This window comes from Ruegeria sp. BHSC037 (assembly GCF_059613045.1).
Map to the genome: position 1 here is coordinate 249,032 of NZ_JBXWRT010000002.1, position 12,348 is coordinate 261,379.

15 protein-coding genes are annotated in these 12,348 nt (G+C 62.7%); 12 read left to right on the top strand and 3 right to left on the bottom strand.

Translation table 11 applies throughout. The features are described from left to right. Positions 1-13 precede the first annotated feature (13 nt). From AC2FMN_RS03015 to AC2FMN_RS03025, 3 genes are read left to right on the top strand one after another with little or no spacing between them, the layout of a single operon-like run. Complete coding sequence (locus AC2FMN_RS03015; RefSeq protein ID WP_496686133.1) at positions 14-763, top strand: biotin--[acetyl-CoA-carboxylase] ligase; 750 nt, start codon at positions 14-16, stop codon at positions 761-763. 11 nt (positions 764-774) lie between these two features. Next, the gene (locus AC2FMN_RS03020) at positions 775-1,554 is read left to right on the top strand and encodes a type III pantothenate kinase (protein WP_496686135.1); all 780 of its coding nucleotides are present in this window, start codon (positions 775-777) and stop codon (positions 1,552-1,554) included. Beyond that, entirely contained in the window at positions 1,551-3,218 is a 1,668-nt protein-coding gene (locus tag AC2FMN_RS03025) for a ribonuclease J (protein ID WP_496686138.1), read from the top strand. The genes AC2FMN_RS03020 and AC2FMN_RS03025 overlap by 4 nt, the downstream gene beginning before the upstream one ends. A 7-nt stretch (positions 3,219-3,225) precedes the next feature. Here the strand turns inward: AC2FMN_RS03025 and AC2FMN_RS03030 are convergent, their stop codons facing one another. Further along, positions 3,226-3,927, bottom strand: coding sequence for an NUDIX hydrolase (locus AC2FMN_RS03030; protein WP_496686140.1), 702 nt, complete (start codon positions 3,925-3,927; stop codon positions 3,226-3,228). 24 nt (positions 3,928-3,951) lie between these two features. Beyond that, a complete protein-coding gene (locus tag AC2FMN_RS03035; RefSeq protein WP_496686141.1) occupies positions 3,952-4,350 on the bottom strand; it encodes a DUF983 domain-containing protein in 399 nt (132 codons plus the stop codon). 219 nt (positions 4,351-4,569) lie between these two features. Here AC2FMN_RS03035 and AC2FMN_RS03040 point away from each other — a divergent pair, with 219 nt between their 5' ends. From AC2FMN_RS03040 to AC2FMN_RS03055, 4 genes are read left to right on the top strand one after another with little or no spacing between them, the layout of a single operon-like run. Continuing rightward, a complete protein-coding gene (locus AC2FMN_RS03040; protein WP_496686143.1) occupies positions 4,570-5,037 on the top strand; it encodes an EF-hand domain-containing protein in 468 nt (155 codons plus the stop codon). A gap of 6 nt (positions 5,038-5,043) precedes the next feature. Next, positions 5,044-5,661: an RNA polymerase sigma factor gene (locus AC2FMN_RS03045; protein WP_496686145.1), complete on the top strand. Its 618-nt coding sequence runs from the start codon at positions 5,044-5,046 to the stop codon at positions 5,659-5,661. After that, positions 5,645-6,004, top strand: coding sequence for a hypothetical protein (locus tag AC2FMN_RS03050; protein ID WP_496686148.1), 360 nt, complete (start codon positions 5,645-5,647; stop codon positions 6,002-6,004). Before AC2FMN_RS03045 ends, AC2FMN_RS03050 begins: the two co-directional genes overlap by 17 nt. Continuing rightward, entirely contained in the window at positions 6,001-6,474 is a 474-nt protein-coding gene (locus AC2FMN_RS03055) for a periplasmic heavy metal sensor (protein WP_496686150.1), read from the top strand. Before AC2FMN_RS03050 ends, AC2FMN_RS03055 begins: the two co-directional genes overlap by 4 nt. 5 nt (positions 6,475-6,479) lie before the next feature. On the opposite strand, the gene AC2FMN_RS03060 is transcribed toward AC2FMN_RS03055, so the two are convergent. Continuing rightward, a complete protein-coding gene (locus AC2FMN_RS03060; RefSeq protein WP_496686152.1) occupies positions 6,480-7,874 on the bottom strand; it encodes a diguanylate cyclase domain-containing protein in 1,395 nt (464 codons plus the stop codon). A gap of 87 nt (positions 7,875-7,961) precedes the next feature. Between AC2FMN_RS03060 and AC2FMN_RS03065 the strand changes: the two genes are divergently transcribed. The 5 genes from AC2FMN_RS03065 to AC2FMN_RS03085 all read left to right on the top strand — a co-directional run bounded on the left by AC2FMN_RS03065 (position 7,962) and on the right by AC2FMN_RS03085 (position 12,343). Beyond that, positions 7,962-8,246: a DUF3572 domain-containing protein gene (locus tag AC2FMN_RS03065; protein ID WP_496686154.1), complete on the top strand. Its 285-nt coding sequence runs from the start codon at positions 7,962-7,964 to the stop codon at positions 8,244-8,246. Between the two features lie 26 nt (positions 8,247-8,272). Beyond that, positions 8,273-8,962 (top strand): HAD family hydrolase, encoded by a 690-nt coding sequence (locus tag AC2FMN_RS03070; RefSeq protein ID WP_496686157.1) that lies wholly within the window; start codon positions 8,273-8,275, stop codon positions 8,960-8,962. Positions 8,963-9,085: 123 nt separating this feature from the next. Further along, positions 9,086-10,645 (top strand): trimethylamine methyltransferase family protein, encoded by a 1,560-nt coding sequence (locus AC2FMN_RS03075; RefSeq protein WP_496686159.1) that lies wholly within the window; start codon positions 9,086-9,088, stop codon positions 10,643-10,645. A gap of 121 nt (positions 10,646-10,766) precedes the next feature. Next, the gene (locus tag AC2FMN_RS03080) at positions 10,767-11,354 is read left to right on the top strand and encodes a heme NO-binding domain-containing protein (protein ID WP_496686162.1); all 588 of its coding nucleotides are present in this window, start codon (positions 10,767-10,769) and stop codon (positions 11,352-11,354) included. After that, positions 11,354-12,343: a diguanylate cyclase domain-containing protein gene (locus tag AC2FMN_RS03085; protein ID WP_496686164.1), complete on the top strand. Its 990-nt coding sequence runs from the start codon at positions 11,354-11,356 to the stop codon at positions 12,341-12,343. The genes AC2FMN_RS03080 and AC2FMN_RS03085 overlap by 1 nt, the downstream gene beginning before the upstream one ends. The last annotated feature ends 5 nt before the right edge of the window (positions 12,344-12,348 follow it).

The window sequence follows — 12,348 nt, forward strand, 5'->3', positions numbered from 1 at the left end:
GGGCCTTTTTGCGATGAGTGACTGGCCCAAGGGATACGGCCTGCACGTCGTGCAGGAGGTGGACAGCACTTTGAACGAGGCCACCCGTATCGCGCCCACCGCAACCGGGCCGGTCTGGATCATGGCGCATCACCAGACGGCCGCGCGCGGACGCCGGGGCCGGGTCTGGGCCAATCCCAAGGGGAATTTGGCCGCAACCTTGCTGATGCGCCCCGAAGGCAACCCGGAACAGGCGGCGCTGCGCAGCTTTGTTGCGGCGCTTGCGCTGTTCGATGCTGTGGTCTCGGTGACCGGGCGGGCGGCGGGGATGTCGCTGAAATGGCCCAATGACGTGCTGCTGAACGGCGGCAAACTGGCGGGCATTCTGTTGGAAAGCACGGGGCAGGGGCGCGGCGTGTCGCATCTGGCGATCGGCATCGGGGTGAACCTGGCTGACGCTCCTGCGCCCGACACCGTCGAGCCCGGCGCGCTGCGACCGGTCTCGCTGCTGTCGGAAACCGGCGCTCAGGTCCTGCCCGAGGATTTCCTGACGGAACTGGCCGCCGCCTATGCCCGATATGAGGCGCAGTTCAGTACCTATGGATTCGAGCCCATCCGCACGGCCTGGCTGTCTCGTGCCGCAAAGCTGGGCGAGGTCATCACGGCCCGTACCGCCACGTCCGAGACCGTCGGAACCTTTGAAACGGTGGACGCGGGCGGCAACCTTGTCCTAAACACCGCCAAGGGCCGAGTCAGCATTCCGGCGGCAGACGTCTATTTCTGAAAGGGGCGCAGATGCTTCTGGCCATTGATTGCGGCAATACCAACACCGTGTTCTCGATCTGGGATGGCGAGAAATTCCTGTGCACCTTGCGCACCTCGACCCACCATGCGCGCACGGCCGATGCCTATTTCACCTGGTACTCGACTCTGGTGAAACATTACGGGATCGAGGCCGACATCACCGATGTCATCATCGCCTCGACCGTGCCGAGGGTGGTGTTCAACCTGCGCGTCTTTGCCGACCGGTTCTTTGGATGCCGGCCGTTGGTCGTGGGCAAGCCCGATTGCCTGCTGCCGGTTCCGCCGCGGATTGATGAAGGCACGATTCCCGGCCCGGACCGGCTGGCCAATGCCGCGGGTGCCTTCGACCGTCATGGCGGCAACGTCGTGGTGGTGGATTTTGGCACCGCCACCAATTTTGACGTGGTCGCGGCTGATGGCGCCTATGTCGGCGGCGTGATCGCGCCGGGGGTGAACCTCAGCCTCGAGGCGCTACACCAAGGCGCTGCCGCGCTGCCGCATATCGATGTGTCGCGGCCCGACAAGGTGATCGGTACGAATACGGTTGGCTGTATCCAGTCGGGGGTGTATTGGGGATATTCCGGCCTGATCGAAGGCCTGATCGCCCGTATCAAGGCCGAATACGGCATGCCGATGAAGGTTGTCGGAACCGGCGGCCTAGCCCCGCTGTTCGATCAGGCCGATGTGGGTTTTGACGCAATTGAAGATGATCTGACGATGCACGGTCTAACCGTGATCCATCGCTACAACAAGGAAAATGGCTCGGCATGAGCAGTGAACGACTGATCTATTTGCCGCTGGGCGGCGCGGGTGAAATCGGCATGAACGCCTATGTCTACGGATATGGCGCGCCCGGCGAGGAACGGTTGATCCTGGTCGATCTGGGCGTGACCTTCCCCGACATGGACACCACGCCGGGCGTCGACCTGATCTATGCCGACATCTCGTGGCTGAAAGAACGCGCCGACCGGCTCGAGGCGATTTTCATCACCCACGCACACGAAGACCATGTCGGCGCCGTGGCGCTGTGCCATGAAATGCTGGGTGCGCCGATCCATGCGCGGGCATTCACCGCCAACATCGCCCGCAAGAAGATGGAAGAGGCTGGCCACCCCGAGGATGCGGTGCGCACCGTTTCGGCCTGGCCCGAGCAGGTCAAAGCCGGGCCTTTCACCGTGGGGTTCCTGCCGGTGTCGCACTCGATCCCCGAAAGCGCCGCGCTGGTGATCGACACGCCCGCCGGGCGCATCGTACATTCGGGTGACTTCAAACTGGACACGAACCCCGTGGTCGGCGAGCCCTTTGACGAGGCCCTGTGGGCCGAGGTGGCAAAACCCGGCGTCAAGGCGCTGGTCTGCGACAGCACGAACGTGTTCTCGCCCCATCCCGGCCGGTCGGAATCCGAGGTCGGGCCCGCCATCACTCAATTGGTCGAGCAGGCCAGCGGGATGGTCGTGGCAACCACCTTCGCCTCGAACGTGGCGCGGGTGAAAACCCTGGCCGAGGCCGGCCACCGGGCCGGGCGGTCGGTCGTGCTGCTGGGTCGGGCCATGCGGCGGATGATCGAAGCGGCCACCGAAACCGGGATTCTGACCGATTTCCCGCGCGTGGTCAGCGCCGAAGAGGCGTTGGACCTGCCGCGCCAGAACCTGATGCTGATCGTCACCGGCAGCCAGGGGGAACGCCGTGCGGCCAGCGCACAGCTGGCGCGTGGCAAATACCGGGGGATCGAGCTGAAAGAGGGCGACCTGTTTCTGTTTTCATCCAAGACCATTCCGGGTAACGAACGCGGCGTGATCCGCATCATGAACCAACTGAGCGAGAAAGGCGTGGACGTCGTCGATGACAGCAATGGGCTGTATCATGTATCCGGCCACGCCAACCGTCCGGATCTGGAACGGGTGCATGCGCTGATCGACCCGCAGGTGGTCATCCCGATGCATGGCGAACACCGGCACTTGCGCGAACATGCCAAGCTGGCCGAGGCCGGTGGACGGGCTGGTGTGCTGGCCGTCAACGGCACCATGCTGGACCTGTCGGGGAACGCGCCGCAGGTGGTCGACTATGTCGAAACCGGGCGCACGTACCTGGACGGATCGGTCAAGATCGGGGCACTGGACGGTGTGGTGCGCGACCGCATCCGCATGGCGCTGAACGGGCATGTGATCGTGACCGTCATCCTGGACGAAGACGACGAGCCCCTCGGCGAGCCCTGGTGCGATACGATGGGCCTGCCGGAAACCGGCGCGTCGCGTGCCGGGCTGGTCGAGGTGCTGGAAGAGGACCTGAATCAGTTCCTGATGCGGGCCGACGTCAAGACGCTGCGCGACGACGACAAGCTGGAAGAGGCCATGCGCCGCATCGTGCGCCAAAGCGCCCAGATCGAGATCGGCAAGAAGCCCGAAGTGACTGTGGTGATCAGCCGGATGAAGTGATCTGGCCTCAGCCCGTTTCGGGCATCGGGCGGCCTTTGAGACGCTGGAACAGGCTGGCTTCCTCGTTGTTGAGGAAGAAGGGCACCGAAGCTGGCGGGGCCGGGTCGGTGACCCGTGCTTCGACCTCGGCCAGCACCACCTCGGTGATGAAGGGCAGGTCGAAATCGCGGGCCTGATCCAGCGGGATCCACTGCAGGTGCGACAGCTCGTCCGAGGCTTGGCTGAAGTCGTCCGGGTCGTTGGCGATGGCGTCGGCATCCACCAAGAAGAACCGCGCGTCGAACCGGCGCGGCCGGCCCGGTGGCGTGACTGCCCGGAACACGAACTGCAAGGGCTGCGCCGAAGGCAGGAACCCGCGCTCAGCGAAGCTGATCCAGTCCTGCGGGGCAGGTCCGGGCCATTGCCCGGGAACCCCCAGGATCAGGCCGGTTTCTTCCCACAACTCGCGGATCGCGGCTGCTGCCAATGCTGTCTGCAGGCCGTTGGGGGCCTGATCGGCAAGGCGTTGGTGGCAGATATTTGGCAGGGGCGCGGCCAGCGGCACACGGGCATCCTCGGGGTCGACCGCGCCGCCGGGAAACACGAACTTGTTCGGCATGAAGGCCGCGGCTGCGCCGCGCTGGCCCATCAGGATCGCCGGCTTTTCATGGCGATCGCGCAGCACGATCACGGTTGCTGCGTCGCGAATGGCAGATTTGTCTACGGTCATGTTCGGATCAAGCCCGCGGCCAAATCATTTCGAGTCGCCGAACCCGTGCATCCGCCGAGCCCATTGAAACCCGACGACTGCGCCCTTGAGTCGCGGCAGCAGATACAAGGACAACGCCACACAGCCCACCGAGAACATCAGCGCCATGGTCAGCGGGTCCGGCCGGAAGTGGACATAGGACACGTGCAACGCCGGGGCCAGCAGGTGGCCGACGATCAGGATCGTCAGATAGGCCGGGCCGTCATCCGCCCGGTGGTGGAACAGGTCCTGACCGCACTCGTTGCAGGTGTCATTCACCTTCAGATAGCTGTGCAACAGCTGCCCTTTGCCGCAATTTGGACATTTGCAACGGAACCCCTTTACCAAGGCCGGCCAAGTTGGCCGATCGTCATGGGCCATGATTTCCACAGTTTGGTCTGTCATCTTGATACTCGCGCTCGGATTTGGATGAATATTGCGCTTGTTTGGGCCGCCCGGAAAGGGGGGTGCGTCGCTTTGCGCGTGCCGTTTCCGAATATATGACCCCGCAATCCGAATTTTTCGACAAAAAATTTTCGTCAGCGCGACGGAAACCCCACGGCGCGGCGTTTGAACAGATGTAAGCAGCGGCACAGGGCCGCGGCAACATAAGGGAACCGAGCAATGAAAAGCGCAAAATTCATCTCTGCCATCGTTCTGTCTGCGGTTGCGATCACCGGGACATCGGCTTTGGCGAAAGGTCCGCGGGATCATGCCCCCATCAGTTTCCAGGACCTGGATGCGAACGGTGACGGCCAGGTGACCAAGGCCGAGATGGAAGAACATCGCACGCAAAAGTTCACCACGATGGATGCAGATGGGGATGGCAAGCTGAGCGTCGAGGAAATGCAGGCCGCGGCACAGGCCAAAGCCAACGCGCGCGTGACGGACATGTTCGCGCGTCATGATGCCGACAAGGACGGCTTTTTGACCGAGGATGAGTTGCCCAAGCCGCGCCGGGCTGACAAGATGTTCGACCGGATGGACGCGGACGGGAACGGCTCGCTGTCCGAAGAGGAGTTCGCGGATGCGCAGCACCGTATGGGACGACCACACAGGAAAGGTGGTCGCCCGGGCGCAGACAACAAGTGATGTGGGATGGAGGATCTGACCTCCTCAGCGCAGACGTTCCGCGGCGACCGGGTCGCCGCGGAAGACCTGAGCGACGAGCGGTTGCTGAGGTTGTTCGCCGATGGCGACGCGGCGGCGGCGCGGGTGCTTACCGATCGGCTGGGGCCGCGCTGTTTCTCGGTGGCCTTGCGCATGTTGAACAACCGCGCCGAGGCCGAAGACGTGACCCAAGAGGCGATGATGCGCCTTTGGAAGGTCGCGCCGGATTGGGTGCCGGGGCAGGCAAGGGTTTCAACCTGGCTGTACCGGGTGACCCTGAACCTGTGCATCGACCTGCGTCGCAGAAAGTCGGCGGACGCGCTCGACGGTACCCCTGAACCCCAGGATGACAGCGCGGGCGCTGTCGAACGGATGCAGCAGAAGGCCCGGTTGGACGCCCTGAACGGGGCCTTGGCGCAATTGCCGGAACGCCAGCGTCAGGCAGTGATTCTGAGGCATATCGAAGAATTGTCGAACCCCGAGATTGCCCAGATCATGCGAATCTCGGTCGAAGCGGTGGAAAGCCTGGTGGCGCGGGGAAAACGGACGCTGACAGCAATCCTGTCGGGTCGACGAGAGGAGTTGGGATATGACGACTTCAGATAATGACACGGATCTGGACCTGCTGTTCGCCGAGGCGCGGCGGAGCAGCCCTGAATTGCCGGACGATCTGGCCGTTCGCATCCTGACCGATGCCGAGGCGGTACGTCTTGAACGGTCGCGACCGGCCGTGCCCGCAGACCGTGGTCTGATCCGCAGCCTGTACGACGGGCTGGGCGGGTGGCAGGGTCTGGGCGGGCTGATGGCTGCAAGCGTCGCAGGGGTCTGGGTGGGGTTTGCCGCGCCCTCGTACCTGCCTGATCCGGCAAGCTACTTCGTATCGCAGGACACATCCTACTTGGTGGCGAATATGGGGTTGGAACCCACCTTTCTGGAGGAATTGGAATGACCGAAACCGTCAAGCAACCGCGCCGCTGGATGACCATTCTTCTGGTGGCCTCGTTGGGTCTGAACCTGTTGGTTGCCGGTGTGTTGCTGGGCGCCGTCCTGCGGTTCCGTGGCGATCATGTCGATGTCCCCCCAGGGTTCGGGCCGGCTCTGTTCCGGGCTCTTCCCGAAACTGACCGAAAAGCCTTGCGAGATGAATTGTTCGATGAGCACAGGCGCGGGGCCAGGCAACGCGCCCAGGATTTTGCCGAGCTGGGCGAAGCCCTGCGCGCAGTTCCTTTCGATCCGGTCTTGGTCGAGAACGTTCTGAAAGAGCAGGCGGCCACAACTGCCCTGATCCAGTCGAACTTACAGAAAAAATGGCTGTCGCGTGTGACGAAAATGACCGACGCCGAGCGGAAGGCCTATGCCGATCGTCTCGAACAGGTGGTCAAGGATCGACGCTCGCGCAAGCCCGGTCGCGAACACTAGCCCCGTCAGGCGGCGCTCAGGCTCACTTGGTTGCGACCAGACCGTTTGGCGGCGTAGAGGGCTTGATCGGCGCACTTGATCAGACTGAGCGCTGCGCCGGGACTCTCAGCAATCGGATTGGTGTGTGGGTCGCACAGTTTCAGGCCGACGCTGACTGTAACGGTCAGCCGCGTGGGCACATCAGGCAGGACAAAATGCGTGGCAGAAATGCGGGTGCAGATCTCGTCCGCTTTTCTTTTGGCCTCGGCCTCGGTGGTGTCGGGCATCCCGATCAGAAACTCTTCGCCGCCGATCCGGGCCAAAAAGGCGCCCGCGCCCAGGCTGCGCTTCATACGCTTCGCGGCCTCGATCAAAATCTGATCGCCGGCAGCATGGCCGAACCGATCATTGATCGATTTGAAATGATCCAGGTCGGCAAGCATGATCGCATAGCTCCGGCCGGTTTCCCTCGATCGCGCCATGATCCGGGCCAGAGCAGACAGTGCGAACCGGCGGTTGTTCAGCCCGGTCAGAGGGTCGATCAGAGAGTCTTCCAACCCGCGCCGAAGCGCCGCCCGCATGTGATCGTCCTGCGCTTTTCGCGCGATCAGCGCGCCGATCCGCAGCAAAACCTCGTGCGCGCAGAACCCGCCCATGCAGATCGCGTCGGCGCCCCGGTCCAGCGCGTCGGCGGCAAGAGCCGCGTTGTCATCCGCGATGACGCCGATCACCGCGGTCTTGCGGGTACCGTTGCGTGACTTGAGGTCGGTCAGAAGGTTCAAGCCCTGAGCGTCGCGATCCAGGTCCACGACGATGGCGTCCGGGATCGAACCCGACAGCAAGCCGCGCAGGTTGGGAATGGTGTGGGCCGAGATCGTCTGACCGGATAGCTCAGCCAGCGCGCGGCGCCATATCGCACCCCGTGAAGCCGAGCGAGCCAGAACGGCGATCCGGTCGGTGCGGGTACGCGCGACAAACGGGTCGGGCGCCTCGGAAAAGCCGATGGATTGCACGTCATTCCTGCCGCGCAGGTCCTGCGTTTCGGCGCGTGCACGCAGCAGGCTGCGGACTCGTGCCAATAGGTATGTGTCCTTGAAGGGATACGGCAGAACGTCGTCGAGCCCGTCCGAAAGGGCGCGCAACCGGGCGGTCTTATCATTCTGCTGCGCGATCGCGACGACGGGAACATCACGAAGCTGTGGATCGCACTGGACCAGTTTCTTCACCTCCGATGCGGTGCCGTCCGGCAATGTCATCGCCGTCAGAACCAGATCGGGCTGTACACGCCGAACCAAGGCGGGCAGGCCAGCCAGCTTGTTGCCCTGCGCCACCTGATACCAGGCAGCCGTCAGCTGCACCTTTAGCATGATGCGATTGGTCGAGACCCCATCAAGAACCAGGATGGTTCCCTGCACGGACATGGCTTTCACCGTTGGTTGAATGTGTTGCCAAAGTGTTTATGACTCTGGTTAACAAACCCTTTCCAACTGCCGCCGTTCGAGAGATTTATGACGATATCCTTCGAAAATGCCGAGACGCTGGCGTTGAATGCGCTGGGTTGGCTTGCCGGCAATGACGATTTGCTGCCAGTTTTTCTGGGTTCGACGGGGGCGTCGATCACAGATCTTCGTGACCGCGCCGCAGAGCCTGAATTCCTGATGTCTGTGCTCGAGTTTCTGATGCTTGACGATTCGTGGGTCATGGCGTTCTGTGACGACAATTCCGTGCCCTATGACAGTCCGGCGCAGGCCCGGACGGCCCTGGCGGGAGGGGCCGATATTCACTGGACGTGACCGGGCCTGAATCTGGAGAAAACGACATGCAGATCGAAGCCCTGGTGTTCGACAAAGACGGAACTCTGTTCGACTTTGCGGCCACTTGGGGCGCGTTCGGCGCGGCTGTTCTGCGGCGGCTGGGCGGCGGCGACGACGCGCGCGCCGCGCGGTTGGGCGAGGCGATCGGATTTGATCCGGTGCGCGGTACCTACGCGTCCGACAGCATCGTGGTCGCGGGTACGATCGATGAGATCGTGGATGTACTGGCCCCGCAACTGCCCGAATGGTCGCGGGCCGGTCTGATCGAGATGCTCAATGCCGAATCCGCAGGCGCGACGCAGGTCGAAGCGGTTGCCCTGGCCCCGTTTCTGCGCGGTCTGAAACAGGCCGGCAAAAGGCTGGGCGTTGCCACGAATGACGGCGAGATGCCTGCACGCGAACACTTGGCTTCGGTCGGGGTCAATCATCTGTTCGACTTCGTCGCGGGTTATGACAGCGGCTACGGCTTCAAGCCCGCTCCGGGCCAGTTGCTGGCCTTTGCCGAACATATCGGCGTTGCGCCGTCGCAGACCGCCATGGTTGGTGACAGCCTGCACGACATGCAGGCCGGTCGGGCGGCCGGCATGACGACGATCGGTGTGCTGACGGGCATGGCCTCGGCGCAGGACCTGGCGCCTCTGGCCGATGTGGTTCTGCCGGATATTGGGCATATTCCGGCCTGGCTGGGGATTTGACCGGAACGGGAGCCAAAAAATTCGGCGTTTCATGATTTGAAACCGACCATCTCTGTCGCAGACAGAGCGGCTCAACGGCCGACTTCGGGGCTTGCTTGAGAAAAGCCATCGCCGGAGGACCACATGGCCGACACCAGGACTCAGAGGCGCCGCAGCGGCGGGCGCGCAGGTGCCGCCGCCCGCAGGGGCGCCGCCGTCATCGACCAGATGCCGTGGAACCCGCCGATCAATATAGACCACCCTACTGAACCGCTGCCGCCCGAGGGAGTCGAAGCCATCCATGACGGCGCGATGCGCATTCTCGAGGAAATCGGGATCCAGTTTCTGAACGAAGAGGCCATCGCGATCTTTCGTCAGGCCGGTTGCGCGGTCGATGGCGATATCGTGCGGATGGGCCGCGACTTTGTGATGGAGATGGTCGGCAAGGCGCCGTCCACCTTCACCATCACGCCACGCAACCCGGACCACACGATCGAGATCGGCGGCAAACGGCTGCTCTTCGGAAACGTCTCCTCGCCGCCCAACTACTGGGACATGGAAATCGGCAAGAAGGTGCCCGGCAATCGCGAGATGTGCCGAAACCTGTTGAAGCTGACGCAGTATTTCAACTGCATCCACTTCGCAGGCGGCTATCCGGTCGAGCCAGTGGACATCCACGCCAGTGTGCGACACCTGGACGTGCTGTACGACAAGCTGACACTGACCGACAAGGCCATGCACGCCTATTCTCTGGGCAAGGAGCGGGTCGAGGACGTGATGGAGATGGTCCGTATCGCCGGCGGCCTCAGCCACGAGGCGTTCGAGGCGACGCCCCGGATGTACACCAATATCAACTCGACCTCGCCCCTGAAACATGACCACCCGATGATCGACGGCTGCCTGCGGCTGGCGCGACGGGGGCAGGCGATCGTGGTGACGCCGTTCACGCTGGCCGGGGCAATGGCGCCGGTCACGCTGGCCGGTGCGGTGGCGCAGTCGGTGGCCGAGGCACTCAGCGCGATCGCCCTGTTCCAGTATGTTCGCCCCGGCATTCCTTGCGTGATCGGCACCTTCACGTCGAATGTCGACATGAAGTCCGGGGCACCGGCCTTCGGAACACCGGAATACATGCGCGCGACACAGATGACTGGACAGATGGCGCGGTTCTATGGGCTGCCTCTGCGGTCTTCGGGGGTGTGCGCCGCCAACGTACCGGACGGGCAGGCGATCTGGGAGACCTCCAATTCTCTTTGGGCAGCGGTTCAGTCGGGGACCAACATGGTCTATCACGCCGCCGGCTGGCTGGAGGGCGGACTGATCGCCAGCCCCGAAAAGTTCATCATGGATTGCGAGATCCTGCAGCAGATCCAGCGCTACATGCAGCCCGAACTGTGCGCCACGGGCCCGGATGAAATCGCACTGGATGCGATCCGGTCGGTCGGCAACGATGGTCACTTCTTTGGCATCCAGCACACGCAGGACCGCTATACCACGGCCTTCTATCAGCCGTTCCTGAGTGACTGGAAGAACTATGAAGGATGGGAGGCCGCCGGCGGCATCTGGACCGCCGAGCGCGCGCACCTGCTGTTCAAGGAGATCATCGGCAGTTTCGAAGCCCCCCCCATGGATGCGGCCATCCGCGAGGAGCTGGCCGATTTCGTGGCCCGACGCAAAGCCGAGGGCGGGGCGCCGACGGATTTCTGAACACTCTGCATTCGTATCAGGTTGAGATTATTCTGCATTTGCAGAAACTTGGCCGCGCGGATTCGACCTTTGTTAAGATTTCTGGGCTGTGATCGGACTCATACCAAGTCTGAGGCTGTTCATGCACGGATTGATAAACAAGGCCATTCAGTCGTTTGTCTGTGCGACCTACGGGCGCGAGTGCTGGCTGCGTGCCACCGCGGTGGCCGAGCTTGGCTTCGTCGAGTTCGAGGCCATGCTGGTCTATGACCGCGACAAGTCCTATCGCCTGCTCGATGCGCTGTGCGCCGAATTGAAGCGTGCGCGCGACGAATTTCTCGAGGATCTGGGCACCTATCTCGTGTCTCACCCCAACATGGAGGGGTTGCGGCGTCTGTTGCGGTTTGGCGGCGTCACCTATGTGGAATTCCTGCACTCGCTGGACGATCTGTCGGATCGGGTGCGCCTGGCGGTGGCCGATCTGACGCTGCCCGCTCTGGAATTGATCGAGTGTTCGCCCAACGAGTTCGAACTGCACTGTCAGCCCGGGCTGGACGGCTATTCCTGCGTCCTGACCGGCCTTTTAAGGGCGATGGCCGATGACTACGGCGCGCTGGTGTTTCTGACGCGCACTGGCACGAATGAAAAGGGAATCGACATCATTTCCATGACCCTTGTCGAAAGCGCATTCGCCGAGGGCCGAAATTTCGATCTGGGGGCGCCAAGCTGATGTTGGATCACGATCAACTGGGGGTGTTGTTGGGAACCCTGTGCCCCATGTTCGTCCTGCTGGGTGGCGACGGAACCATCCGCCAGGCTGGGCCGACCCTGCAAAAGCTGCGTTCTGACCGGCCGATGCCGGGGCGCGCTTTCCTTGACGTTTTCGATCTGGTTCGCCCCCGGTCCATTACGTCGTTCCGCGACCTGATGGCAAGCGAAGGTGTGAAACTTTCGGTGAAATTTCGCGACGAGCCGCGAACGGCGCTCAAGGGCCTTGTCTCGCCGTTGCCGACAGGCGGGGCGGTCATCAACCTGTCATTCGGAATCTCGATCCTGGACGCGGTCCGCGACTATGCGCTGACAAGTTCGGACTTTTCGGGCACCGATCTGGCGATCGAACTGCTCTACCTGGTCGAGGCAAAATCGGCCGCTATGGAGGCGTCACGGTCTCTGAACCTGCGGTTGCAAGGCGCAATGCTGGCAGCGGAGGAGCAGGCCTATACCGACACGTTGACCGGTCTCAAAAACCGACGGGCAATGGACCACATTCTTGAACATCTCGTGTCCAGCAAGGCGACTTTTGCGCTGATGCACCTGGACCTCGATTTCTTCAAGGCCGTGAATGACGAACTGGGACACGCCGCCGGCGACCATGTTCTGAGTGAAGCCGCGCGCATCATGCTGGAAGAAACCCGCAACGACGATACGGTGGCCCGCATCGGCGGGGACGAGTTCGTACTGATCTTTCGTGGTCTGTCTGACCGAGACGTCCTGCAGCGCATCGCGGAACGGCTTATTTCACGGCTTCAACAGCCGATCGACTATCAGGGCCAGACCTGCGCTATTTCCGCAAGTATCGGCACCGCGCTCAGCGCGCAGATCCCGTCGGTGACGCCGGCCAACATTCTCAATGCAGCGGATATGGCCCTGTACGAGGCCAAGCGCAGCGGCCGGGGCTGCCACCGCTTCTATTGCGAGCAGGAAAAGGCCGGGCACTGAGCGCG

Bases quoted from the DNA above. Each gene is read 5' to 3' on its own strand.
- AC2FMN_RS03025 (WP_496686138.1), top strand. From the start codon at position 1,551: ATGAGCAGTGAACGACTGATCTATTTGCCGCTGGGCGGCGCGGGTGAA.
- AC2FMN_RS03030 (WP_496686140.1), bottom strand. From the start codon at position 3,927: ATGACCGTAGACAAATCTGCCATTCGCGACGCAGCAACCGTGATCGTG.
- AC2FMN_RS03075 (WP_496686159.1), top strand. From the start codon at position 9,086: ATGGCCGACACCAGGACTCAGAGGCGCCGCAGCGGCGGGCGCGCAGGT.
- AC2FMN_RS03045 (WP_496686145.1), top strand. From the start codon at position 5,044: ATGGAGGATCTGACCTCCTCAGCGCAGACGTTCCGCGGCGACCGGGTC.
- AC2FMN_RS03085 (WP_496686164.1), top strand. From the start codon at position 11,354: ATGTTGGATCACGATCAACTGGGGGTGTTGTTGGGAACCCTGTGCCCC.
- AC2FMN_RS03050 (WP_496686148.1), top strand. From the start codon at position 5,645: ATGACGACTTCAGATAATGACACGGATCTGGACCTGCTGTTCGCCGAG.
- AC2FMN_RS03065 (WP_496686154.1), top strand. From the start codon at position 7,962: ATGACGATATCCTTCGAAAATGCCGAGACGCTGGCGTTGAATGCGCTG.
- AC2FMN_RS03020 (WP_496686135.1), top strand. From the start codon at position 775: ATGCTTCTGGCCATTGATTGCGGCAATACCAACACCGTGTTCTCGATC.
- AC2FMN_RS03070 (WP_496686157.1), top strand. From the start codon at position 8,273: ATGCAGATCGAAGCCCTGGTGTTCGACAAAGACGGAACTCTGTTCGAC.
- AC2FMN_RS03060 (WP_496686152.1), bottom strand. From the start codon at position 7,874: ATGTCCGTGCAGGGAACCATCCTGGTTCTTGATGGGGTCTCGACCAAT.
- AC2FMN_RS03055 (WP_496686150.1), top strand. From the start codon at position 6,001: ATGACCGAAACCGTCAAGCAACCGCGCCGCTGGATGACCATTCTTCTG.
- AC2FMN_RS03080 (WP_496686162.1), top strand. From the start codon at position 10,767: ATGCACGGATTGATAAACAAGGCCATTCAGTCGTTTGTCTGTGCGACC.
- AC2FMN_RS03015 (WP_496686133.1), top strand. From the start codon at position 14: ATGAGTGACTGGCCCAAGGGATACGGCCTGCACGTCGTGCAGGAGGTG.
- AC2FMN_RS03040 (WP_496686143.1), top strand. From the start codon at position 4,570: ATGAAAAGCGCAAAATTCATCTCTGCCATCGTTCTGTCTGCGGTTGCG.
- AC2FMN_RS03035 (WP_496686141.1), bottom strand. From the start codon at position 4,350: ATGACAGACCAAACTGTGGAAATCATGGCCCATGACGATCGGCCAACT.